The sequence below is a fragment of the Arthrobacter sp. JDC6 genome, assembly GCF_056484025.1.
Map to the genome: position 1 here is coordinate 1,928,950 of NZ_CM151278.1, position 22,788 is coordinate 1,951,737.

A 22,788-nucleotide genomic window follows, 5' to 3' on the forward strand; every position below is an offset into this window, starting at 1 on the left:
GGCCTTCCCTAGCCCTTGGTTGCGCCCGAGGTGATGCCGCGGATCATGGAGCTTTGCAGGAAGAGGTACACCAGGAGGCTGGGAATCATGGCCATCAGGGCACCCGCCAGCAGCACGCCGGGTCCGACTGTGGTGTCGTTGCGAAGTACCGCCAGTGCCACGGTCAGGGTGTAGTCTCCGGGGTCATTGGCCGCGATGAGGGGGAGGAGGTACTGGTCCCAGACCATCATGAAGCCGAAAATCCCGATGACGCCCAGCGCCGGCTTGCACAGAGGCAGGATGATGGTGAAGAGCATGCGGAACTCACCCACCCCGTCAAGCCGGGCAGCCTCCTCGATTTCCGCGGGAATCTCCTTCATGAATTCGCTCATGATGAAGATGGAGAAGCCCCAGATGCCCACCGGCAGGATGACGGCAAGGACGGTTCCCCGCAAACTGATGCCCAGCAGCGGGAGGTCACCCAACACCAGGGACAGGGGGATGCCGATGATCTCCTCGGGGAGCATCATGGTCATCAGGACCAGCAGGAGGACCAGGGCCTGTCCCCGGAATTTCCTGCGGCTGAGGCTGTAGGCGGCGAACACGGAAACGGTCATTTGGAGCAGGAGCCCTCCGCCGGCCACCACCAGGGAGTTCAGCAGGTAACCCCACAGACCCTGCTGCTGTGCTGCCTGGAAGTTCTGGAGCGTGAATGTCTTGGGCAGCAGCGAAATCTCGGTCGGGCTGGAGTTCCGGTCAAAAGCGCCGGAGATGATGGCCAGGAACGGCAGGGCGAAAATGCAGAACACCAGTGCGCAGAGCAGCATCCGCAGGACCATGTTGGGTCCAAAACGGGGCGACCATCCCAGGGCCGTGTCGAACCTGGCGGAGGACGACGGCCTGGCCGTGCGGGAGTTCTTTCGGGTCAGTGTCTGGCTCATCGTGCTGCCTTCCTTTTGGCCAGGAGCTGGGTTCCAACGGTCAGGAGCAGGGTGGCCACCAGGAGCAGGACTGCCGCGGCAGAGGCCACGCCAATATCGTTCCGCTGGAATCCCAGGGAATACATGCGGGTCATCCACACCTCTGTTGAGCCGGCCGGGCCGCCTCCGGTAAGTACGTACACTTCCGTGAAGCTGCGCAGGCTGCGGATGGCTGCCAACGTCAGGACGATCACCAGTGAAGGACGAAGGGCCGGCAGCGTGATGTACCGCAGTCGCTGCCAGACCGTGGCTCCGTCCACGCCCGCAGACTCATATAGGGAGCGGTCCACCCCGGTGAGCCCGGCGAGGATGATCACCATGTTGTAGGGCGCGCCGCTCCAGATGCCGACGACGGCGATGGACCACAGTGCCGTGTCCGTACCGTTGAGGAACTGCAGCGGGCCGAGTCCTAGCCAGCCCAGGATGCTGTTGAGGGGTCCGTCCGGTGTGGGGAAGTACAACAGGCGCCAGATTTCGCCCACCACAGCCAGCGCCGTGACGACAGGGAGGAAAATGGTGGTGCGGAGGATCCACAGTGACCGTGCCTGCCCTTCCAGGAGCAGGGCCAGAAGAAAGCCCACCACCAGTGCGCCGAGGGTCTGGGTGACGCCCAGGACCACAGTGTGTCCGAGGGCCTCCAAGAAGCGTGCATCCGTCAGCACGCCAACATAGTTGTCGAAGCCGACGAAAACGTCACCCAGGAACGGCTGCACTTTGAAAAAGCTCAGCCGAATGCCTTCGGCCATGGGGATGAATTTGAAGTAGAGGCCCAGGACGGCGGCCGGCACCAGGAACAACCAGATGGCCATGGTCTGTCTGCCGTTGCGGCGTTTGCTGCGGGGGGCCGGTGGCGCTGACTCCGGCTCCGCCGTCAAGGCACCTGCCGGTTTCGTTGGTGTTGCGGTCATGACTTGGCGTTCTGGCTTGTCAGTTCGTTGGTGATGGCCGAGTCGAGATCCTTAAGGCCGGACGCCACGTTATCCGCCGCGCAGTCCGAGAAGATCTTGTTCAGGGATTCGGCGGCTGCCTGCTTGATCGGCACGAAGTTGATGGCCGAGGGGAAGGACTTTGACGAGTTCTTCAGCGCGTCCTGGACGACGGTCCACCGGGGATCGTTGTAGACGGCGGCAGCATCGACGTCGGAATTGACGGGTACGCGGACAATCGGCTGCTTGCCGGCGGTCATGCCCGCCTTTTGCCCGTCGGCGGACACGAGGTAGTCGATAACCTGCTTTGTCTGGTCCTTTTTGCCGTTGGTGGCAGTGACATAGATGTTCTCGCCTTCGGCCAGGACTGTGTTGTCCACCGAACCCTTGGGAGTTTCGATGACTTCGTACCGGTCCTTGCCCAGCGCCGTATCAAACGAGGAGAAGTTGTAGGGGCCGGTGAGAATGATCCCGGTCTTTCCGGTCTGGAAAAAGGGTGACGCAGCGCTGGTGGCCGCCGTCAGTGCGCCCGGCTGCGTGTTGCCGGGCGTGCAGAACTGTTGCTTGATCCAGGTGACGCCTTTCTGGCTTTCACTGCTTGCGGCGGAAGCGGTGTACTTTCCGTTGCCGTTGTCCTTCAGGTAGGCGCCGCCGTCCTGCCAAAGGTACGATGAGGCCCACCAACCCAGGTATCCACGTTCGGTGGATCCCGGAACGGTCATCCCGAAAGTGTCTGCCTGGCCATTTCCGTCCGGGTCCTGTGTAGCGAATGCGGTGGCCAGCGCCGCGAGGTCTTCCTGCGTCTTGGGAACGGGGAGACCCAGCTTCTCGCGCCAGTCCTTCCTGATCATGGTCACCATCGTCTGGCGAGAGAACGGGACCCCGTAAGTAGCCCCGTCCTGGCCCACTGCCTCATTCCACAGGGAGTCGGAGATCTTGTCGCCTCCGTCCACCGCTGACTTGTCCAGTTTCTGCAGGTAGCCCTGGGAAGTGTAGTTGCCAAGAGCCGCGGAGTCGTTGATGACGATATCCGGAAGCTTCTTGGAGGCCGCCCTGGTCTGTAGTTGCTGGTCCAGGTCCGGCACCCCCTGGAAGTTGACCGGGATACCGGTCTTTGCCGTGAATCCCTTGAACAGCGCCGCGTAGGTCGTGGAGGCGTCGGTGCCGGCGCGCGCCCAGACCTCGATGGGCTGGCCGTCATCCTTGGCCGCAGGGGCGGACGACCCGCTGCCACAGCCCGTTAGCAGGGTGGCTGAGGTCACCGCCAATGCCAGAGCCGCACGGGAGCGTGCCTTGAGCTTCGAATCCACTCTGATTCTCCTTTTACATATATAAACATCTGCTATCATCTGAAACATACTTCATGAGAGTATGATTAGCATCACAGGCTGTCAACCATTGGAGGAAACTTGCCGGCAGCACAGAAAGCACAGGCGATCGCCATGACGGGTGGTGCCGGCATGATGGCCACGTTGCTGCGTCCCTACCTTGCTGATGCCGGATATGAAGTCCGGCTGCTGGACCTGGTGGAAGCCCGGAATTTGCGTCCCAACGAGGTTGCCCTGGTGGGATCCGTAACTGATCCAGATTTCATGAACACGTCCCTCAGGGCCACATCCGGGGTTGTCCACCTGGGCGGACTCCACCGGGAAATGACCTGGCAGGAAATCGTTGCCACCAACATCACCGGCACCCAGGTGACGCTGGAAGCAGCCCGCCGCAACGGCGTCGAACGCGTATTGCTGGCCAGTTCCACGCACGCCGTGGGCTTCCACGACCTTGCTGATGCCGCGGCGGATGCTGTACTTCCGCCGCGGCCCGATACGTACTACGGGGTCAGCAAAGTGGCCGCGGAAGCGCTCGGCAGCCTGTATGCGGACAAGTACGGAATGAAAGTGGTCAGTGCCCGGATAGGTACCGGCGGCCAGCGCCCGGGCAACGCCAGGACCCTTGGTTCGTGGCTTTCCCCGGCGGATTCGTTCAGGCTCGTGGAGGCGGCGCTGAACGACCTCGGTGCCCCGGGCCATCACGTGGTGTGGGCTGTCTCGGCCAACACCCGCGGCTGGGCGAACCTCCAGGCAGGACGGCGCATCGGCTACGACCCGCAGGACGACGCGGAGCTCTATGCCAATGAGGTCGATACTTCCGGGGGGAACGCTGAAACGGGACTCCTTGGCGGGTTTTGGGCCAGCGATGGTCATAGGGTAGGTATGGACAACTACCCGCACCTGGCCGCGAAATGAGCTGCCGCAGTCCGGTGCGGCGAAAGGGGGAGCGGTAATGGCACCGCTGGATGTACAGGCCGGCACGCGGGGGGACGCGCCCGGCGACGTCAAACTGGTCAAGTCCGCAGAGCGGACCATCGCCATCCTTGAGCTCCTGGCGTCCGCTCCGCAGCCGCTCACCACCGCCGAGATCTTCAAGCAGACCGGGTATCCCCGTTCCAGCCTGCACTGGCTGCTGTTGACGCTCCTGGAGCTCAACTGGATCGAGCAAACACCGGAGGGCGCCTATAGGATCGGCACGCATGCCCTGCTGTGCGGTACGGCGTACCTGGACAGGGATCCGGTGATGGAACACGTTTCGGCCATTCTGGAAAAGGTCCGCAATGCCACGACCTTCACTACCCACTACGCCCGCATCGACCGGTCCGACGTCATCTATCTTGCAACCCGGCAGGCTGTAGACCGGCGCCGGCTGTCCTCAAGGGTAGGGCGCAAGCTTCCGGCCCAAGTGACGGCCCTGGGCAAAGCCATCCTCTCCGAGTACACGGATACGGAGGTCCGGCAGCGGCTTGGCGGCGGGCCCTATCCCCAGCTGACCCCGAACAGCGTCCCTGATTTCGAGGCGCTTCAGGCCGAGCTGACTGAGTTCCGGAAGACGGGCCATGCCATTGAGTGGGAGCAAAACACGGTGGGGCTTTGCTGCGTTAGCGTGGTGGTTCCGTACCGCATCCCCGGGACGGACGCCATGAGCTGCTCCATGCCGGTGGAACTTGCCACAGACGACGTCATCTCGAAAACCGTGGAGACGCTCGACTCAGCCGCAGGTGAACTGGCCCGGACCCTTCGTGCCGCGGGGATCCGGTAGGTCCGGAGTCTGAGCCCAACCGGGCACTTGCGCGACACGAGCAGATCGGTAACCGCTAGTCTGAAACCATGACGATGGGGGACACGGCGCAGGAGCCGCTGGTGCACATTCAGGACTTCCGGATGGACTTCGGGGACACCACGGTCATCCGGGATCTGTCCTTCGACGTGCACGCGGGGGAGACGTTCGGTTTCCTGGGGTCCAATGGATCCGGGAAGACCACCACTTTGCGGGCGCTGCTGGGCATCTACCAGCCCACCGCGGGGATCCTGCACATAGGGGGCAAAGCCTTTGAGCCCCGCGACGGGGCCCGTCTCGGATACCTGCCGGAAGAGCGCGGCCTGTACAAAAAGGAACACGTCCTGGATGTCATGGTCTACTTCGGCCGGCTCAAGGGCCTGTCCAAGGCCGCGGCCCGGTCCTGGTCCGGACACTATTTGGAGCGGGTGGGTCTGGCCGACAAGGCAAAGTCCCGGTTGGACAAGCTCTCCAGCGGCCAACAGCAAAAGGTCCAGTTGGGCGTGACGATCATGAACGATCCCGAACTGCTTATTTTGGACGAGCCGACCAAGGGCTTTGACCCCGTGAACCGGCGGCTGCTGATGGACATTATCGAAGAGCACAAGCGGGCCGGCGCCACCGTCATCATGGTCACCCACCAGATGGAAGAAGTCGAGCGGCTGTGTGACCGGGTAATCCTGCTTAAGGACGGAGTCTCCCACGCCTACGGGACGGTGGAAGAGGTCCAGGAAGAGTTCGGCGGCACCGTCTACCGGGTCACCCACGACGGACCGTTGCCCGCATCGGCACTGTTCGACGTCGTCGACGACGTGGACGGGGTCGCCGAACTGGCGCCGCGCCCCGGGTCCAGTGAGGCCGCGGTGCTGCGCGAGCTGGTCGAAGCCGGGGCCGTGGTCCGGTCATTCACGCCGGCCCGGATCTCCCTGGATGAGATCTTCATCAAGGTGTACGGCGAACAGCACGAACTGGCGGAAGGCTGAACATGGCACTGGGACAGCACAACCTTGGGACCGTGATCGCGTTCGAGTTCTTCCGGACCATCAAGAAACGGGGCTTCGTCATCGCAACCCTGGCGCTGCCGGTCATTCTCATCATTATCTTCGCCCTTGTGTACGCGTCCAACGCCAGCACAAAGGACAGCGCCGCCGCCCAGAAGAGTGCGACGTTCGCTTTCACGTACACGGACGCCTCCGGAATCATCATGGCGTCTGCCGCCAAGTTGGCCGGCGGAACAACTGCCAGCGACCCCGAAGCCGCGATCGCTGCCGTGAAGGACGGCGCCTCGGAGGCATACTTCGCCTACCCTGCCGATCCGGCCAAAGAGCCGGTGAAGGTGTACGGTGCGGACAAAGGCACGTTTGAGAACGACAAGTACGAGGCCGTGGCCAAGCAGCTGCTCGCGGTCTCGGCCCAGCACCAAGTCGGCTCACCGCAGCTGACGGCGGCCCTGACCGGGACGGTAAGATTTGACTCCGAAATATTCAAGGACGGCAAGGCCGCCGCGGGCGTCGGCGGGATCATTCCACCACTGCTGTTCCTGGTCATCTTCTATTTTTCGATGATCCTTCTTTCGAACCAGATGCTGAATTCCACCTTGGAGGAGAAGGAAAACCGGGTCACTGAAATGATCCTGACCACCCTGAATCCAACCACCCTGATCACCGGCAAGATCATCTCGCTGTTCGCCGTCGGCCTGGTCCAGATCCTGGTGTTCCTGGCCCCGGTCGGATTGGCCTACCTGTTTTTCCGGAACCGCCTGGCCCTGCCCGAGGTGGACCTGTCATCCCTGGTCTTCGAACCCGGCCCCATGATCACAGGGGCCCTTCTCACGCTGGGTGGATTCGCCGTCTTTACCGGGGTCCTGGTGGCCATAGGGGCGATCATGCCGACCGCCAAGGAAGCCGGGACCGTCTTCGGCCCGCTTGTGGCCATGATGTTTATCCCCTTCTACACATTCAGCCTGATCATCTCCAACCCGGGCGCGCTGATCGTGCAGATCTTCACCTACTTCCCGCTGACCGCTCCGGTGACCGCCCTGCTCCGCAACGGGTTCGGCACCCTGAACCCAGTTGAATCCGCCATCGTCATCGTCGAACTCTTCGTCGTCGGCCTTATTATCCTGCGGTTGGCTGTCCACCTGTTCCGGTACGGGTCCATCGAATACGGCCGGAAACTCTCCATCGCCGGAACCTTCCGCCGCCACGACCTGGCCACCAAATAGGCGGTCATAGCCTAGGGAATCTGGTCCCCTGCGGTGCCGAACACATAGGATGCGAATTCCACTACTGATAGAAAGAATCCCGTGAAGCAGAGTATTTTCGCCCGCGTGGCCCAGTTGGCCAAGGCAAACCTCAATGCCCTCCTGGACTCCGCGGAGGATCCGCAGAAAATGCTGGACCAGATGGTCCGGGATTACTCGGAGAATATCCGCGAAGCCGAGGCCGCGATCGCCCAGACCATAGGCAACCTCCGGATGCTGGAGGAGGACCACAAACGTAACGTCGCCGACGCCAACGAATGGGGCCGCAAGGCTCTGGCCGCGTCCAGGAAGGGCGACGAGTTCCGGTCCGCCGGCAACCTCGCCGATGCGCAGAAGTTCGACAACCTCGCCAAGGTTGCCCTGCAGCGGCAGATGGCCGCCGAGAAGCTCGTGAAAGACGCCGTACCCGGGCTTGCGGCCCAGAACGAAGTGGTCGACAAGCTCAAGGGCGGGCTCGACCAGATGAAGGGCAAGCTGCACGAGCTGACGGCCAGGCGCAACGACGTGGTAGCCAGATCCCGGACGGCGGCCGCGCAGTCCCAGGTCCACGATGCCCTCAAATCCCTGGACGCCGGTGATCCGACGTCGGCCATCGGGCGGTATGAGGAGCGGATCCGACGCCAAGAGGCCACCGTTCGCGGCCAGCAGGAACTCGCAGCCTCATCCCTCGATGCCCAGTTCGCCTCCCTGGAAGACCTCGGAGAGCAGACCGAAGTGGAAGCACGTCTGGCCGCCCTCAAGTCCATCGACCGGAAGGCCATTGACTCCCAGGCTCCTTGAAGCCCCGGGATCCCGCCGGTCCACCGTCGGGGCATGGCTGACTGCTGGGCCGCGGCCGCCAGGTGATACCGGGCGGTCGCGTCAGGCCGGCGACAGGTCGCCGTCGGCAGCAATGTGCCATGCCGATTACGTTATGGCCCCACTGCCAGCGGAGCCTTGCGTCTCCACGCTCTGGGCTGCCTGCCCGACGTCAGCCGGCAGCCGGCGTCGGGCTTTGGCCAAGGCAACGAGCAGGGTCAGGACGGTGCCCAACCAGGCAAGCCCGGCGAGAAAAACCAGCCCTATTGCCGCTAAGGGGTGCATGGCCAAAGTTTAGGACGGCGCAACTGGGAGTTGCGGAAGCAACTCCGCACCGAAGAGCCGAAAGATTGTACAAGCCACCCATGGGTCGGGGCTGGGGCGGCCTGGTTTGGGGCGGTGCGCGGCTGGCCAAGTGGAGCCGGCGGGCCTTGATAAACAGGGCAAGCCAGGCGGCACCAAACACGTAGGGGGCGAGCACGCAGGTCAATCAGGGGTGGCTGGAGTGCACCCCGACACGACGAAGGGCGCGCCCCGTTCGCTGAGCGCGCCCTTCCCGTAAACGGTGTCAGTGCTTGAATGCGTCCTTGACCTTTTCGCCGGCCTGCTTCACATCGCCCTTGGCCTGGTCCGCCTGGCCTTCCGCCTTCAGGCTGTCATCGCCCGTGGCGTTACCGGCAGCTTCCTTGCCTTTTCCGCCCGCTTTCTCGGCAGCGTTTTCAATCTTGTCGCCTAGTCCCATGGTGTCTCCTCCTCTGGTTGGCAGCCGTTCGCATTCGGCTTCGCTCATAATAAGCATGCTTACCAATGGGTTGGCAAGTGATGAGTATCCACAGCAGCACCGGCCGGGCAACAAGGAGGCGTTCCGGAAGCCCCGCCTGAGGTGGGGACTTTGGTCCCTGTGTTCCCGGTGAAGGGCGGGGTTTACTGGTGCGTTGGGACAGGCGAAGCCTGTCTGCAGAGCGTTGTGGCTCTGCAGGACCGAGCACGGAGATGCCCCGCTAATGAACCTCAAAGACCGTTGGGACCGCCTTGACCCTGCCACGCAGAAGTGGCTGATCGACAACCCGGGGTGCCAGATGCTGCCCAGGACCATCACGGCGGTGATCTCGAAGGAAACCGGGGAGGACCTGGCCACAGGGCAGCACGGGCAGGCGCTCGTCTCCGGTGAGGATCACGACTTCATCCGCTCGAAGATAAAAGGCGCCTCCATGGCCTGACAAGGCTCTTAGCTCTCACTGGGCAGCGCTCCAGCCGAACGGATCGTCGCCCGGGGGAGGCCGGGGATGCTGACGGCGGGAAGGGGTGACAGCCTCAGCGGGTCACCCGTACTCCGGCAACAGCTCCCGTCCAGGGTGCGTCTCCCGCCGCGGGCAGGGACAGGTGTGCGGAAACGTAGCCCTGTTGAAGCGTGATGACTTGGGACGTGGACCCTGGGCAATCCACTGTGAGCTCGACGGGCCAGAGTATGACCTTGGGATTCTCCTGCCGGATGAAGACTTTGGCGTTGGCAGCACCGACGCACGCAGCAGTGACCGTGTACGTGCCCGCCGCGGGGACTTCTTCCGTCGTGCCAAAGCCCCTGCCGGGGCCGTCCAGCGGACCCTTTTGAAAAAGGAGAACCGGGCCCTGCACGGCCAGGAGAAAGCTGTCCAGGTCCTGGTAGTTTCTGGCCTCCCGCTCAAGGATCAGGGGGTCAGTGGGGCGGGTAGCGGATGCCGTCATCCGGGAGGGTTCAGGTGCGGCCGTGCGGTCAGCTTCGGCTGCCGGGGCGTGTGCCGGATCGGGGAAGTCATAGGAGCACCCTGCCGTGCCGGCTGCCGTTACCAGCAGGCACAGGGGAAAGGCGAGCCGGCGCCGGAGGCCTTTCGTTTCCACGGTTCCATGGTGGCCACGCCCGCGGTTCAAATCAACCACGACCCTGCGGAATTCGCCTACCCGGCCCGGCCGTCTTCTCGGCGGCAAGGCGCACCACGGAGGTATGACGGCTCCAATGGTGGAGGCGGCCATCGAATCTGGCGCCAATCTCCATCGGGCTAATCGTGGGCCCCATTCTGATGTGACCGGGTTACAAAGTGTTCGACCCTGCGGTCCGGGACCAGCCAGATAAGGGCCACGATGGTGTAAACGGCGAGCCCGAGCAGGGGCTGGACAGGGGTTAGCGCAATGCCAAGGAGATAGATCAGCGGCGACGCTTTGCCCTTCCAGTCCCGGCCGACAGCACTGGCGAGGGCCCCGTCCTTGCCCTGAGCAGCAATCAGGCGGCGCTCCAGGATGAAGTATGCGATTGCTGCGCACAGCAGGTTGATCCCGTACAGCAGCACAGGGACCTGCGCGAAGCCGGACTCATCCATCCATCGGGTTGTAAAAGGAAACAGCGACAGCCAGAACAACAGATGGAGGTTCGCCCACAGGATGGCCCCATTAACGCGGCTCGCCAAATGGATCATGTGGTGGTGGTTGTTCCAGTAGATTCCGACATACACGAAGCTCAACAGGTAGCTGAAGAGGGTGGGCAGGACGCTGGCCACACCTTCCCACGTTGGTTCCTCCGGGGTATGGAGTTCCAGCACCATGATGGTGATGATGATCGCCAGGACACCGTCGCTGAACGCTTCCAGCCGGTTCTTGTTCATTGGGCATGCTTCCTTCGGGTGACTCTGCGACTTCTTATGTGGCTGCGTGCGACACGCCATGGAGCGCCACTACCCGAGGTGTACAGCGTTCCACTCCAAGAGCCGCCATTCGGCCAGTCCCTCGGTAATAAAGGGGTCTGCAGCGACGAAACGCTCGGCCTCCTGTCGGGAAGTGAAAATGCCCATGGAACTAAGCTCCGGGTCAGCCGTTTGGAATGGACCCAGGGCCACGAGCCCCCCGCCTTCCGCGTGGAACGCCTCGTAGTAGGCCTTGTGGCGCGGGTACGTCTCCATGACACGCGAGCGGTCGATGCCTTCACGGACGGTGTAGATGACGACGCATTCCATGCGGCCGAACTTACCACCTCCTGCACCTGCGGCATGGCAGGAATCCGGTGAGGAGCACCACACTAGGCGGAACTAGACGTGGCGGGTGTAGGAGGAGCCCGAGGGGGTTCGCTGCAGCAGTCCGAAGTCAACCATGTACCTTCGCAGCAGCACCACGTCGTCCGTGTAACTGAGAAGCCGTTCGTTGACCTGCCTCTCAGAGAGTTGTTCTCCGGGCGCCATGACCTCGTCCGCGATCCGGGCAAGGAGTTCCCGCCGTTGCGCCAAGTTTGACGGGTACCTTTCGATGCGTCCAAGCCGCATGAACCGATCTGTCCCGATTTGTGGTTGACGCTTGGGCTGTTGGGCGAGAAGGTCGCGAAAAATCGTCTGGGCCGCCACCAGCCGCCCGGGCGCGTGCTGTTCCACGAGTCCGGACTCAAGCAGACTATCGATGGCCCGGTTTCGCCGCTGTTCCTTCACGTTGGGCAGTACGTCTGGCGCCGCAGCTCCAAGCACGATTTGGGCGTACGCGGTCCTGGCATCGTTGTTGCCAAGCGTCGCCAGCACACGCCGCCAGTGCGGGCCGCTAGTTCCCCTGCCTCCGCCCACGTCCACGCTCCCCTCAACCGCTGGCCCACGCCGCTGCGTCGCGGCGTGCTGGGAGATAGTAGCGCCGATGCCCTGGTTTCAGGAAGCACAGGCGCCGGGGACATGCAGCTGGGGCGCAACGCCCGACGAGGTCTCCCGTCCCATGCCCGGCGATAACCTCGTGCCGAAACCAGCCTTCAACGCCACTAGGGAATCTCACACCGACTCCGGCCGGACATGGACGTCATTTACGATCCCACGCTCTAAGTGGGCGTATCCGCGCACCCCTTCGCCAGCTGGTCCGCGTTCCGACGCCGGCTCGAGATGTCCCTTGTCACGTTCCGCGTCGAGTTCAAGGACCAGCCTTCGTTGCGCCACCGGCGGGAATGAGCCCAGTGGCGGCGCAAGCACGGGCCGTCGGTTACCGCTTCCCGGCCTTGGCATAAAGAGCCAGGAGGTCGCGGCTGAATTCGTGGGGCGACGTTTCGCTAGGGCTGTGGCCACCCCTGTAGACGCCGATCCGGGCCCGGATTGACTGGGCGAAGAGGCGGTGAAGCTGGAGCGGCCACAGGTCGTGTTCGCCCACGGCCACAAACTTGGGAAGGGGCGCCTCCGCCAGTTTTTGCCGAAGATCCGGAACGTTCTGCATGAGCGTATAGATGTCCCGGACCGAGGCGCGGCGGGTGAAGCGGAACCGGTAGTTGACGAACCGCCGCCTGCCCTCCGGTACGTGCACCACCTTGCCGCTCCGGATGCCCCAGATCAGCAAGGCAGCACCCACCCGGCCGTTCACCCACGTGCTGAACCGGCCGATGCGGCCCACCCCCCTGAAACTCTGGCCTGGCTCCGGCGGACAGCTAAGCAACGTGAGGGACCTGAAGAGCTCCGGCCGCTCCCCAAAGGCGAGTTGGGCAATGATTCCCGCGAAGGAATAACCCACAACATGGACTGGGGTGGCAGTGGTCTCCAGAACTGCAAGGAAGTCGTCCACGAAAAGCCGGTAGTCATAATGCTTGCGTGGCGGCACCAGGTTCCCGGGGCCCGCTGCCGCTGACTGGTACTGTCCCGCCAGATCGTAGCTCAGTGCGAAGTAACCGGCATTGGCCAGGTCGGGCATCATGAGGGAGAAGTCCTCTTTGGAACCGGTTGCTCCGGGCACCAGCACAACGCTGGGATTGCCAGGATTGCCCAGCGTCATGGCGGCGAGCCTGCCACTGGGGACATCAATGGATCGGTGGACAGCGCCCGGCGGTGGAGTGAACCAGTCAACGTCCCCCAGCTCCGCATCGAGCAAGGCGGCCGCGTCCACCAGGGCGGAGCCAAACTCCTCGGGGTCGATCCCGTACCCGTTCCGGTCCAGCTCTGCCATGGTCCCAACATAGTCCAGTGCCTTGAATTTATTCAGGGGCAGGACCGGTGGACCGTTCAGCCACACCGCGGACGAACGCGTGAAGGCGCCGGTAGACTTCCTGGGATTCGGGGTAGCGGTAATCCTGTTGCCAGGTGTGTTCGGTGTTGAGGCTGTCCCAAGGGTAGATCAGGGCATCCACTGGAACGTCGTGTTGTTGCAGGCGCTCGATGAAATTCAGGTTTGCCCGGTAGAAGTAGTCACGCTCGGACGTGGTGAGGAACACGGGCGGATGGGTCCCGTCCAGCCACTCGATCGGGGACAGGAAACCCGCGGCGCTCCTCAGCCGCGCCACGGTCCGTGGTGGAGAGGGCCGCTTACGGCCATTGCGTGCTCCCGGACCTGCCGTTGCCCGGGATGCAGGCGGCAACAGCATACGGACGAAGTTCAGGCTGAGGACAAATCCGCTGTTAAAGAAGACCGAGAAATCCACTGCGCTGCAGTGTTGGACGAGCCCTTTCAGGTGTCCCGCGGGAACTGCGGGCCGCAGGGCATAATGCGCCGCCAGTTCGGAACGCAGGCTGGCTGCGGTCAGCAGGGCAGCGATCTGTCCGCCGGCCGAGTCCCCGCCCAGGATCAGCCTCTTGGGATTCCCGCCGTACCCCTCGATGTTGGCGGCAACCCACGCCAGGGCGGCATTGGCATCCTCGAGCACATGCCCCATGGCGAACCGGGGCGCGTGCCGGTAGTTGACGTTGACCACCACCATCCCGCCCACTGCCTGGTTGGCGCAGTACTTGGTCAGGGCTGCCTTGTCACCGGATGTCCACCCGCCACCATGGAAGTAAACGTAGACGGGAAGCAGCTCCGCCGCCACAGCCTCTGTACCAGGAGAGTCAGCTGCCGGCTGCAGCGGTGTCAAAACGTCGAGGCGGTGGGCGCGGAGGGCATCACCCACGTAGTCAATGTCGTGCACATATGCCACAGCCGTGATTGGGTCGGTGTTGAACCGCGCCTGCTCCCGGGCACTCACGGCGCGCATCAGGACGCGCCATGTCCATACGGGTACGCGGCGCAACAGGGGCCGGGCGCTCCTGACCGACTGAAACACCCCGGAACGTGCAGCCAATGTCATCCCTGCAATTTTATCCCCGAATGCTGGCCCCTTACGTCTTGCCGCCCCCGAGGATCCGCCGTGCGTCCTCCTGGGCCTGAAGGGCCAGGTCAGTGACCACTTCACCCCGCACATGCCCGGCGGCCGACATGATGCTCCGGAGTTCGGAAACCGTCCGCGCCGGGTTTGCCCCGTGCGCCACGGCGTGGCAGTTATGGCAAAGCGGAATGAGGTCGGCGATGGGGTCAAGCTGGTATCCGCTGCCAATCATGGCCGGCGGCACCACGTGGTGCACGGCTGTCGCTCCGGTACCGGCCTCACCGTAAGCGGACTCAAAGGAGAAGCCGCAGGCGGCGCACGACGTGCCGTGGAAGGCCAGGCAGGCCCGGCGGGCGTCGGGGTCCCGCTCAAAGCGGTTCACCTGGATATGGCTGACGCCGCCCGGCGGAAAGGTTCCGGCAACCACCTCGGTGGGATCCGGCGTCGTGGGCCCGTATTCCCTCCACAAGCGTTGCAGAACAGGCCAGGACGACGGCGGCAAGGTCACCAGGGAGGGGCCGTTCGCCTTGGCCCAGAGGTCACCGGGAAAGGCCTCCCGCAGGGTCCCGGGGCGTATTTGCTCGCCCAGCGGGAGCAGTGCGTCGAAAGCGACTGCGATGAACCAGTCGTTGGCATCGGAATCATCGCCTGCGGCGGCCTGGTAGGGCTCCGATGCCACCGACCCGTGACCGATGAGGCCGCTGCCTGCATCATTGCCGCCTTGCACCAGGAGCCACGCTTCGGTCCCCGGGAGGATGTCAGGGCAAAAGCCGACGCGCCAGCGGTCCAGGAACCTGCCGGACTGCGCCACCTGCGCGACGACGGCTCCGTAGTCCCAGCGGTGCAGCCCGTTCGTGTCGCAGCCAAGAATTACTGCCGCCACTGCCCACCAAACCCAGCCATTCGCCGTCGATCCCCAAGCCCCTGCAGCGGGATTTAGATCGGTTCCTTGGCCAGCGCCTTGGTCTTGGCGGGCGTTTCCCGCCCCAGCCGTTCATCAAGCGTGACGCGCAGCCTGGCCGCGGCAACCTGGACCCGGTGCTCGGCAGGCGTGGGTTTTTTGCCCGCGGGCTTGGTACCGGTTCGGGGAGTGTGGACAAGGCGGTGTTCAGGCGATGCTGCGCTCATGGTCCAGCCTCCTTGGCACTGTCTTCATCCGTCATTCCATTCTCGCCTAAGTTGTCCGGGCCGTCCACGACGGCACTCTCCTGCCCTGGGCCGGCGTCGGCATCGTCCCCGTTCTCGTCCCCGGACACACTCTTCCAGGCGATGTCGAACAACTCGAGTTCCTCGGTGCGGGCCAGTTCGCTCCTGGCAAGGACTTCCAGCGTCGCCAGGCCCAGCGCCTTTGTCCCTGCATCCGGGTCCAACGCCCGGTCGAGCGCCCACTGGGTGCGGCGCCACCATTCCGCCCGGCTGTCCGCTTCGGTCTTTTGCCGCAGGGCGTCGGCGTCCGCTTCGCGCTTTTGGTCCAGCGCGGTCTTGTCCGCGGCAGTGCGTTGCTTGAGCGTGCGCCAGTTGATGTAGAAGGCCAGCAGGGCTGCGATAAGAACGGCCAGGGGTCCAAGCCCGGCAAGGATGACCCACCAGTCCGCCGGGCCCGAATGGACGACGACGTCCAGCGGGCCGGGGGAGGGAACAGGGGTCACCGAACCAGCTTAGGAGGAGGTACGGCCTGTGGCCCGGCCGACACTCCTGCCGCGGCCTTCTCCATCATGCGCCGCGCCGGGAAATGAGGACCGGCCCGTGCGCGTGGTGCAGTACTGCGTGGGCGGTTGATCCGATGGTCTCCCGGAGGATGCCGCGGCCCTGGGAACCCAGCACCACTATCCGGGCTTCCGAGGCGGCTTGCAGGATGGCGTTCGGGACCGAACTGTCCGTGAGTATCCTGCCGTCAACGGAGATATTGGGCGCCAGGGTTCGTGCACGGTCCACAACGGATTCGAGAACTTCCCGGGCGCCAGCCGCTGCTTCCTTCCCGTCCAGCCGCGTGTAGCCGGCGGGCTCGTGATGGACGTGGACCACCGTAAGGCGTGCGTGCCACTCGGAAGCAACGGCGCACGCGTCTTCCAGTGCCGAGGGGGAACCTGATGCATCGACGGCGGCGACGACGGGTCCGCCAGGATGGGTGTCCTCCCGGATCACGGCCACCGGGCAGGTGGCGGTGGCCGCCAGTTCCAGGCTAACGGATCCCACCAGGAGGCCAAGGAAGCCGCCCAGGCCACGGCTGCCGACTACGAGCATCCTCTTGCCGCCGGAAATTTCGGCCAAGAGCTGTGCGGGTAGTCCGTGGAGCAGGGTGCCGCGGATCTGAAGCCCTGGAACTTCCGCTGCAGCATGCGAGACCCCTTCTTCCAGGACGGCCTGGGCGGACTGCTCAAGGCCGCTGCCTGACACACCTGGAACCGGACCGAGGTGCCTGGTCAGCAGCTGCCACAGGGAACAATGCACCACATGAAGCGCGCAGTTGGTGGCACGGGCGTGGCGCGCCGCCCACCGGACGGCTGCCGCGGCTCCATCCGAACCGTCATAGCCGGCCACAATCGAACCCGCATCCTGCATCACCTGGCTGCGCTCCTCATCAGACCGATCCTCGCCGGCGGGACCTTCGGCCCTTTGGCGGCCCTGCCCCTTGGTTTCATCCTGATTCCAGGAATCCATCCTGATTCTAGGAAGCGGGGAGGCATATGGGCACCCTGGTGCGCCGTATTGAGGTGATCATGCTTGTCCTGGCCGCCTCCCTGCTGGGGGTTGCGGCCCCAAGTGATGCCGTGTCCCCGTCAGCCGTCATCGTGGAGGACACAGCGGGGGTGCTTGACCGGAATACGCTGGTCCCCGCCGTCGAACGGATCCAGTTTTACGAGCCCACCCGTGTTGCTGTCTTTACCTACAACGGAAAGGCTGAGGACAACCTCAATGAAGAGGTCCTGAGGTTCGCACGCTCCAGGCACCCTGAGTGGATCAGCGCCGACGGACAGAAGTGGGCCGATGGGCTGTTCATTTTCGCGCTTGACCCGGTGGGCCGCCACGTGGGCACCTATATGGGGGAGGACCGGAAAGTGTCGCTCGAGCAGCGCAGCGATATCCAGGAGGCCTCAAAGGAACTGTTCCGGGACGCGCAGTGGACCGACGGTACTGTGGCCGGCATTCGCCGTGCCGCCGAACTCATCAACCAGCCCTGGTACCGGTCCGCCGCATTCCTGATCACCGCCTGGGTCACCGGGGGACTTGCGGCCCTTGGGGCAGCGGCGTGGTTGATTGTGCGGGCGGTGACCAGGGCTGCCTGCCGCAAACAAATCGAACGGGGGGACCGGAGCTACTCCAACGTCAGCATGGACCTGGACGTCACGGAACTGAACGCCGGGACCATCCCCGAATCATCCCGCTACGGCAGCAGGGTCCTGGAGAAACACCGCACCTTCCTGACCCGCTATGCCGCCGCCACGGAACTCTCCAACCAGGTGCACGCCCTGGCCAAACGGTCCCTCAGCAGGCGGAAAAACCTCAAGCTTGCCCGCCAGTTCGCGGACAGCGCCGCCGAGCTGGATGCCCTGGATGATGTCATCGCCGACAGCAACGCCCTGTTGAACCGTGCCGACACATGGCCTACCGCCTGGGACCGGCAGCTTGCCCCGCTCCGCAAGGACCTGGCCGGCCTTGAGCAACTCCTGGCCAAGCGCCACGGGCAGGGGGACTCGGCCACCGCCTCGGCGCTTCGTTCCTTCCGCGACGAAAGCCTGCGGAACATTGAACGCTGGACCTCGGAACTGGCAGATGGACGGATCACGCCGGAAGAGGCGCTGGACCGGCTCTACGAGGCGCGGTCGCGGCTCTCGGAACTGCTGGAGAACCATGCGGAAACAGTCATTCAGGGATTCGCCAGGAATGAGCGCGAGGCACGGCTGATGCGCGAGCAGATGCAGACGGCCCACGAGGGCCTGGACCACCGCAGGCAGCGGAGCTATGAGCCGAGCATCCTGGGCACGGTGTACCCGTCGTACCAGTTTTTCTCCGTGGCTACCTTCAACTCCGGCTTCAATACGGGCGTCAGCAGCGTCAATTCCGCCAGGGGCGGCGGCAGCACCACAGGGTACGGCAGCAGCGGCGGAAGCTTCTCCGGTTCGGGCAGTTCCTCGAGCTTCTGATGACCGGGGCTTTGGCCGCGACCGTCCTCCACCCTAGGCGGCGCCCAGGGAGCCAAGCCTGTGCGGCCCGCGCCGGACCGCGTGCCGCGCGTGCGGGATGGTGCTGCAGGCAACGTTCGGCGGCGGTGAAGGTATGTCCCGGATCAGGCCGGTTCCCGCACATTCCCGTACCTCTTCGATGGCCGCGGCCGCCGCCCGTTTGTCCGCGAATTGTCCGGATACCGCCAGTACGTGTCCATCAGGCATCACAAGCCGGAACCGGATCTGTGAATCTTCATCGACAAACAGTTCGAACGTACCTGCCATAAGCCTTGCTCTCCTCTAGCGTCCCGCCTCCGTTGATGAGGCTGCATGCCGGCCGACACCGGGCGCGGCAAACCCGGATGCACAACCCCAGCGTGGTGCTTCCGGCCCAGACCACCATCTCAGAGGACCGCGGCGTGCTATTAGGGACCAAAGACCCTGATCGCCGGCTCCGGGGATGCTAGCGATGGCAGCATGCCCCGAAGTTCAGTGCCGAAGGGCCCTGTCCCATTAAGCCGGGCCGCGGAAGACTGGGGAGTTCACGATGTTGCGGTTCCCGGAGGACGACATGACGACAGATGCACCTCGACCTGGCCGCCCAGGCAAACCAGCTCCCGGATACGCAGGTCCCGGTCCCGAGGAGCGGCTCCGGATAGAGCTGGAGGACGCCGCATCGCGCAAGTGGTGGGCGCGGATCCTGTACACGCTGGGCTCACAGTACGGGCGGACGCAACTGCAGTTTGTGGCCAGGACCGGGGACGGACGCCGGCTCTATGCCAGCGATACGTTTCCCGGTCCGCCGCTGAACCCGACACCTCCCGAAGAGGCGTGGGCTCCCGGCATGCAGGCCAGCCTCAGCCAGCTCCGCCGGGAGCTGGCCCGCGACGGGTGGTCCGAAACCAGCCACGGCGTGCAGCCCTGGGACCTCACCTTCAGTCGCGGCCCCGGAAGATAATGCAGGACCAGGCCCCGGGGCGGCCGAAACCCTGGCCGACTCAGTCCACCGGCCAGATGACCCTGGTCTGCCACGTGGCCGGATCCGGCTGCTGCTCCGGATCGGTCAGGTAGTACTCCCACATGGTGTCGGCAGGGGCAGCGCCCTCGGCTTCCATCCGTTCGCGGATGGCATCGTACGTGCTGCCGAGGGTGTCGTAAGGGCCCGTGTGGATGGCCTCGAACGCGTCAGTATCGGGAAGCGCGCCGCGGGCCACCTCGCCTGTTCCCTGGAAGTTCCCGGCGACGGGGAACCCGGCTTCGACGTCCACCGTGGCGCCGGGAATGCCGTGGTAAAGCGCGAACGGCGGTCCTGCCGGGCTGACGCCCTGCGTTTGCACCGCGGCCATCACCTCACCGAAGGCCCGGCTGAAGAAGCTCGTCAGAGCGTCCATGGGAACCCGTTCACGGACCACGGCGACGGGTTGTTCGGTGACATGGATCTTTCGCGGCTGCTGGCCATTTTCAGTCATGCCCCCAGCCTTGCCATCCCGCGGCCAACGTGACAGGGCCATAGGACTCTAAAGGGCATGCCAGGTCAGGCCGCAGCCTCATACGCTTCGAGCAGCCAACCGCGGACCTCGGCATCGAGTTGGGAACTGTCCGTGAGCTCCAGATGGTGCATCCAGGTTCCTTTCGCCGGGTGGACGACCTGCTTGAAGCGCGGCGAGCCCAGGTTCCGCGGCAGCGCGAGGGACAGGACCAGCGGAACCGGGGAATTCACGTAGGCCCCGGGCCGCCACAGGTAGGCGTAGCCCCGGCGCCGGCGGAACGAGATTTGGCTCTTTCCGACCCGGACCTCATGGGGGCCCAGCTCCGCCGCCATCCGCTCCGCTGCCTGGTAGAGCCCAAGGGCGTCCGGAGCGCCGGCGAAGAACCGCTCTACCGTCCACGGCTGCAAAGTAACAGCGTCCCCGCCTATGCAGTACCGTTGGCCGCCCCGGCCGCAAGTCCGGCGGCCCAAGCTGCCGCCCGCTCGGCCTCACCGTCGACCAGCGGGCCCTCGCTGCCTTTGACGTAGAAAGCCATGGGTCCGCCAACGATGCTGGCACCTGCCTCCGTCAGTGCCTTCGTCATCTTCCTGGCAGCGTCGCCGTGGATGAACAGCTTCACCCTCGTATCGAAGGCTGCTGCCTTCACCCCGGCCAGTCCCCGGCGCCCGAGGTCTGCCAGCGTTTCGGTGATCCGGGCAGTCGGCTTCCAGCCGTTGATGGGGCTGCCGACGACGAGCAGGTCACCCGGGTGCAGGGCGTCGGCATCAAAACCGTCAACGTGAACAGCGGCCGCGTCCCGCCCCAGGCGCGATGCCATCGCCTCGGCGATGGTCCTGGTGTTTCCATACGCGGAGTCATAGAGGACGACGGCTTTCATGGAGGCTCCCGGTCCGGATAGGCGGCATGTTGCCCCTCAACCATGCTCCCGGGGCCGCCGGCGGGGCAGGGCCAAAGGTCATGCCGCCGGCCGGGGCCTAATGCCCTAGCCGTACTGCCGGCATCAGGATAGTTTCAGTCTTATGTGTGAGGACCGCTACCGCCCATGTTGAAAGTGTCCTGAATGAGAAAGCAGGCCGTCCCGCCTGCGGCAACCGCCGGCAGCGTTGAGGTCGAGGAACGCGTCGGCTCGCCCGTGCAGAAGGTGTGGGGCTTCCTCCGGCGGTATCCCGTCGTCGCGCTGACCTGCCTGGTACTCCTTGCCGCCCTGGTGCTGCTGCAGTTTGGGCTGGAACTGCAGGTCCGCGTGCTCGCCTCGGCCTACGCTGCCATCATCGTGGTGGCGCGGGCGGCCGGCATGGTCCGGTCGTTGCGGGAGGGACGCTGGGGCATCGACCTGCTGGCCCTGATGGCGGTTGCAAGCACGGTGGCCGTGGGTGAGTACCTCGCGGCCCTGGTGGTGATCCTGATGCTCACCGGCGGGGAGGCACTGGAAAACTTTGCCCAGGGACGCGCCGCGCGTGAATTGCGGTCCCTGCTGGACCGGGCTCCCCGCTTTGCCCACAGGGAAAGTGCCGACACAGTCCTGGAGGACACCCCGATAGGCGAGGTGGTGCCCGGGGACGTGCTGGTGGTCCGCCCCTCCGAGCTGGTACCTGTTGACGGCGAACTCCTGTCCGATTCAGCAAGCATGGACGAATCATCGCTGACGGGGGAGAGCCTGCCGGTGGAGCGTAGCAAGGGGGAACTGCTGCTGAGTGGTTCGGTGAACGGCGTGGCCGCCATCCGCATGCGGGCGGCGGCCAGCGCGGCTGACTCCCAGTACAGCCGGATCATTGCCCTGGTGGAGGAAGCGTCCAACAGCCGTGCGCCGGTAGTCCGGCTCGCTGACCGCTACGCGGTGCCCTTTACCCTCCTCGCCCTGGCCATGGCCGGGGCCGGCTGGTTCCTGTCAGGTGAGCCGCTCCGCTTTGCCCAGGTGCTGGTGGTGGCCACCCCGTGCCCGCTCCTGATCGCAGCGCCGGTGGCATTCCTGGCTGGAACCAGCCAGGCCGCCCACAAGGGCATCATCATCAAGAACACCAGAAGCCTGGAGCAGCTTGCCAAGGCGCAGACAGCTGTGTTCGACAAGACTGGAACACTCACCTCCGGCCGCCCGGTCCTGGACGGGATCCAGGTGGCGCCGGGCCCGGGGGAAGCCCTTGGCAGCCGGAAGATCCTGCAGCTGGCGGCCTCCGCCGAGCAGTATTCCTCCCACGTGCTGGCAGCATCCGTGATCGAAGCCGCCAAGGCAGCGAACATTGAACTGCTGCAGGTGCAGCAGGCGACCGAAAACGCCACGCACGGGGTTGAAGCTGTCTGCGACGGCCAGCAGGTGGTGGTGGGAAAAGCCGCCCTGATCCGCAGTTCGGCCAGCGGATACCGGGAAGCAGCAGTCCAGAGTGGCCAGTTGGCAGTCCACGTGGCGGTCAACGGCGAGTACGCGGGTGCACTGATCATGAAGGACCCGTTGCGCCGCAACGCCGTGGACACCCTGGCGCGCCTGCACAGGCTGGGCGTGCGGAACACCATGCTGCTGACCGGTGATGCCCACGCGACGGCTGCCCACATCGCCGAGGAAGCGGGAATGGGCCACGTCCAGGCCGAATGCCTTCCTGAGGACAAGGTCAACACGGTTGCGGCCATCCTGGAACGACCCGTCCTGATGGTGGGTGACGGCGTCAACGATGCCCCGGTCCTTGCCGCCGCCGACGTTGGGATCGCCATGGGTGCCAAGGGGGCCACCGCGGCCAGCGAGTCCGCGGACGTGGTGATCATGCTCGATGACCTGTCCAAGGTGGCCCTGGCCGTGGCCATTGGAAAGCGGACCGTGGCTGTGGCCCTGGTAAGTATCTGGACTGGGATCGGGCTCAGCCTCATCCTGATGGCCATCGCCATGACGGGTTTCATTCCCGCTGTTGCCGGTGCCCTCCTGCAGGAGGTGGTTGACCTGGCCACCATCCTGAACGGACTCAGGGCATTGCGCGGAGCGGACGAGGCACGGCAACGCGGTTGATGCCGGCTTCCTTCCGCCAGGCCTGCCCGGA

General features: G+C 64.6%; 28 protein-coding genes. 9 read left to right on the forward strand and 19 right to left on the reverse strand.

Features of this window, described 5'->3' with window-relative positions; translation table 11 throughout:
• Positions 1 to 8: 8 nt before the first annotated feature.
• The 3 genes from ACV095_RS09015 to ACV095_RS09025 are packed head-to-tail and all read right to left on the reverse strand — an operon-like array spanning position 9 to position 3,195.
• Positions 9 to 920, reverse strand: coding sequence for a carbohydrate ABC transporter permease (locus ACV095_RS09015; protein WP_018769423.1), 912 nt, complete (start codon positions 918 to 920; stop codon positions 9 to 11).
• Positions 917 to 1,867, reverse strand: coding sequence for a carbohydrate ABC transporter permease (locus ACV095_RS09020; protein ID WP_056390598.1), 951 nt, complete (start codon positions 1,865 to 1,867; stop codon positions 917 to 919). Before ACV095_RS09020 ends, ACV095_RS09015 begins: the two co-directional genes overlap by 4 nt.
• The gene (locus tag ACV095_RS09025; RefSeq protein ID WP_478223303.1) at positions 1,864 to 3,195 is read right to left on the reverse strand and encodes an ABC transporter substrate-binding protein; all 1,332 of its coding nucleotides are present in this window, start codon (positions 3,193 to 3,195) and stop codon (positions 1,864 to 1,866) included. The genes ACV095_RS09020 and ACV095_RS09025 overlap by 4 nt, the downstream gene beginning before the upstream one ends.
• Before the next feature lie 99 nt (positions 3,196 to 3,294).
• Between ACV095_RS09025 and ACV095_RS09030 the strand changes: the two genes are divergently transcribed.
• The 5 genes from ACV095_RS09030 (at position 3,295) to ACV095_RS09050 (ending at position 8,036) form a co-directional block, all read left to right on the forward strand.
• Positions 3,295 to 4,128 carry an NAD-dependent epimerase/dehydratase family protein gene (locus ACV095_RS09030; RefSeq protein WP_082581728.1) on the forward strand — a complete coding sequence of 278 codons (834 nt, stop codon included), beginning with the start codon at positions 3,295 to 3,297 and terminating at the stop codon, positions 4,126 to 4,128.
• A gap of 37 nt (positions 4,129 to 4,165) precedes the next feature.
• Complete coding sequence (locus ACV095_RS09035; protein WP_478223304.1) at positions 4,166 to 4,975, forward strand: IclR family transcriptional regulator; 810 nt, start codon at positions 4,166 to 4,168, stop codon at positions 4,973 to 4,975.
• 68 nt (positions 4,976 to 5,043) lie between these two features.
• Positions 5,044 to 5,976: an ABC transporter ATP-binding protein gene (locus tag ACV095_RS09040; protein WP_026265790.1), complete on the forward strand. Its 933-nt coding sequence runs from the start codon at positions 5,044 to 5,046 to the stop codon at positions 5,974 to 5,976.
• An 8-nt stretch (positions 5,977 to 5,984) separates the two neighbouring features.
• A complete protein-coding gene (locus tag ACV095_RS09045) occupies positions 5,985 to 7,217 on the forward strand; it encodes an ABC transporter permease (RefSeq protein WP_478223438.1) in 1,233 nt (410 codons plus the stop codon).
• An 81-nt stretch (positions 7,218 to 7,298) separates the two neighbouring features.
• Positions 7,299 to 8,036 (forward strand): PspA/IM30 family protein, encoded by a 738-nt coding sequence (locus ACV095_RS09050; RefSeq protein WP_478223305.1) that lies wholly within the window; start codon positions 7,299 to 7,301, stop codon positions 8,034 to 8,036.
• Positions 8,037 to 8,162: 126 nt separating this feature from the next.
• On the opposite strand, the gene ACV095_RS09055 is transcribed toward ACV095_RS09050, so the two are convergent.
• Both ACV095_RS09055 and ACV095_RS09060 read right to left on the reverse strand, forming a co-directional pair.
• Complete coding sequence (locus ACV095_RS09055; RefSeq protein WP_018769415.1) at positions 8,163 to 8,339, reverse strand: hypothetical protein; 177 nt, start codon at positions 8,337 to 8,339, stop codon at positions 8,163 to 8,165.
• 283 nt (positions 8,340 to 8,622) lie between these two features.
• Positions 8,623 to 8,796 (reverse strand): CsbD family protein, encoded by a 174-nt coding sequence (locus tag ACV095_RS09060; RefSeq protein WP_018769414.1) that lies wholly within the window; start codon positions 8,794 to 8,796, stop codon positions 8,623 to 8,625.
• A 262-nt stretch (positions 8,797 to 9,058) separates the two neighbouring features.
• Here ACV095_RS09060 and ACV095_RS09065 point away from each other — a divergent pair, with 262 nt between their 5' ends.
• Positions 9,059 to 9,274 (forward strand): hypothetical protein, encoded by a 216-nt coding sequence (locus ACV095_RS09065; RefSeq protein WP_018769413.1) that lies wholly within the window; start codon positions 9,059 to 9,061, stop codon positions 9,272 to 9,274.
• Positions 9,275 to 9,368: 94 nt separating this feature from the next.
• On the opposite strand, the gene ACV095_RS09070 is transcribed toward ACV095_RS09065, so the two are convergent.
• The 10 genes from ACV095_RS09070 to ACV095_RS09115 form a co-directional block, all read right to left on the reverse strand.
• A complete protein-coding gene (locus tag ACV095_RS09070) occupies positions 9,369 to 9,932 on the reverse strand; it encodes a hypothetical protein (RefSeq protein WP_268003210.1) in 564 nt (187 codons plus the stop codon).
• A 158-nt stretch (positions 9,933 to 10,090) separates the two neighbouring features.
• Positions 10,091 to 10,690: a TMEM175 family protein gene (locus ACV095_RS09075; protein WP_018769411.1), complete on the reverse strand. Its 600-nt coding sequence runs from the start codon at positions 10,688 to 10,690 to the stop codon at positions 10,091 to 10,093.
• Between the two features lie 69 nt (positions 10,691 to 10,759).
• The gene (locus ACV095_RS09080) at positions 10,760 to 11,038 is read right to left on the reverse strand and encodes a YciI family protein (protein WP_268003209.1); all 279 of its coding nucleotides are present in this window, start codon (positions 11,036 to 11,038) and stop codon (positions 10,760 to 10,762) included.
• 72 nt (positions 11,039 to 11,110) lie between these two features.
• A complete protein-coding gene (locus tag ACV095_RS09085) occupies positions 11,111 to 11,587 on the reverse strand; it encodes a DUF2087 domain-containing protein (RefSeq protein ID WP_268003208.1) in 477 nt (158 codons plus the stop codon).
• Between the two features lie 442 nt (positions 11,588 to 12,029).
• Positions 12,030 to 12,977: an alpha/beta fold hydrolase gene (locus ACV095_RS09090; protein WP_478223306.1), complete on the reverse strand. Its 948-nt coding sequence runs from the start codon at positions 12,975 to 12,977 to the stop codon at positions 12,030 to 12,032.
• Positions 12,978 to 13,005: 28 nt separating this feature from the next.
• Positions 13,006 to 14,091 (reverse strand): alpha/beta hydrolase, encoded by a 1,086-nt coding sequence (locus ACV095_RS09095; protein WP_223991736.1) that lies wholly within the window; start codon positions 14,089 to 14,091, stop codon positions 13,006 to 13,008.
• Positions 14,092 to 14,122: 31 nt separating this feature from the next.
• On the reverse strand, positions 14,123 to 14,992 hold the full coding sequence (locus ACV095_RS09100; protein WP_018769405.1) for an HNH endonuclease: 870 nt from the start codon (positions 14,990 to 14,992) through the stop codon (positions 14,123 to 14,125).
• Between the two features lie 53 nt (positions 14,993 to 15,045).
• On the reverse strand, positions 15,046 to 15,237 hold the full coding sequence (locus tag ACV095_RS09105) for a hypothetical protein (protein WP_018769404.1): 192 nt from the start codon (positions 15,235 to 15,237) through the stop codon (positions 15,046 to 15,048).
• Positions 15,234 to 15,758 (reverse strand): hypothetical protein, encoded by a 525-nt coding sequence (locus ACV095_RS09110; RefSeq protein ID WP_018769403.1) that lies wholly within the window; start codon positions 15,756 to 15,758, stop codon positions 15,234 to 15,236. Before ACV095_RS09110 ends, ACV095_RS09105 begins: the two co-directional genes overlap by 4 nt.
• Before the next feature lie 64 nt (positions 15,759 to 15,822).
• Positions 15,823 to 16,770: a universal stress protein gene (locus ACV095_RS09115; protein WP_223991733.1), complete on the reverse strand. Its 948-nt coding sequence runs from the start codon at positions 16,768 to 16,770 to the stop codon at positions 15,823 to 15,825.
• A 26-nt stretch (positions 16,771 to 16,796) separates the two neighbouring features.
• Here ACV095_RS09115 and ACV095_RS09120 point away from each other — a divergent pair, with 26 nt between their 5' ends.
• A complete protein-coding gene (locus ACV095_RS09120; protein WP_478223307.1) occupies positions 16,797 to 18,254 on the forward strand; it encodes a DUF5129 domain-containing protein in 1,458 nt (485 codons plus the stop codon).
• 33 nt (positions 18,255 to 18,287) lie between these two features.
• Here the strand turns inward: ACV095_RS09120 and ACV095_RS09125 are convergent, their stop codons facing one another.
• On the reverse strand, positions 18,288 to 18,560 hold the full coding sequence (locus tag ACV095_RS09125) for a YegP family protein (RefSeq protein WP_056390572.1): 273 nt from the start codon (positions 18,558 to 18,560) through the stop codon (positions 18,288 to 18,290).
• Between the two features lie 286 nt (positions 18,561 to 18,846).
• Between ACV095_RS09125 and ACV095_RS09130 the strand changes: the two genes are divergently transcribed.
• Entirely contained in the window at positions 18,847 to 19,233 is a 387-nt protein-coding gene (locus ACV095_RS09130; protein ID WP_056390848.1) for a hypothetical protein, read from the forward strand.
• 40 nt (positions 19,234 to 19,273) lie between these two features.
• Here ACV095_RS09130 and ACV095_RS09135 read toward each other — a convergent pair whose 3' ends face one another.
• The 3 genes from ACV095_RS09135 to ACV095_RS09145 form a co-directional block, all read right to left on the reverse strand.
• On the reverse strand, positions 19,274 to 19,744 hold the full coding sequence (locus ACV095_RS09135; RefSeq protein WP_056390568.1) for a GyrI-like domain-containing protein: 471 nt from the start codon (positions 19,742 to 19,744) through the stop codon (positions 19,274 to 19,276).
• Between the two features lie 65 nt (positions 19,745 to 19,809).
• Entirely contained in the window at positions 19,810 to 20,172 is a 363-nt protein-coding gene (locus ACV095_RS09140; protein WP_478223308.1) for a DUF5655 domain-containing protein, read from the reverse strand.
• A gap of 17 nt (positions 20,173 to 20,189) precedes the next feature.
• A complete protein-coding gene (locus tag ACV095_RS09145) occupies positions 20,190 to 20,642 on the reverse strand; it encodes a flavodoxin family protein (RefSeq protein WP_478223309.1) in 453 nt (150 codons plus the stop codon).
• A gap of 183 nt (positions 20,643 to 20,825) precedes the next feature.
• On the opposite strand from ACV095_RS09145, the gene ACV095_RS09150 reads away from it, so the two are divergent.
• Complete coding sequence (locus ACV095_RS09150; protein WP_478223310.1) at positions 20,826 to 22,757, forward strand: heavy metal translocating P-type ATPase; 1,932 nt, start codon at positions 20,826 to 20,828, stop codon at positions 22,755 to 22,757.
• The last annotated feature ends 31 nt before the right edge of the window (positions 22,758 to 22,788 follow it).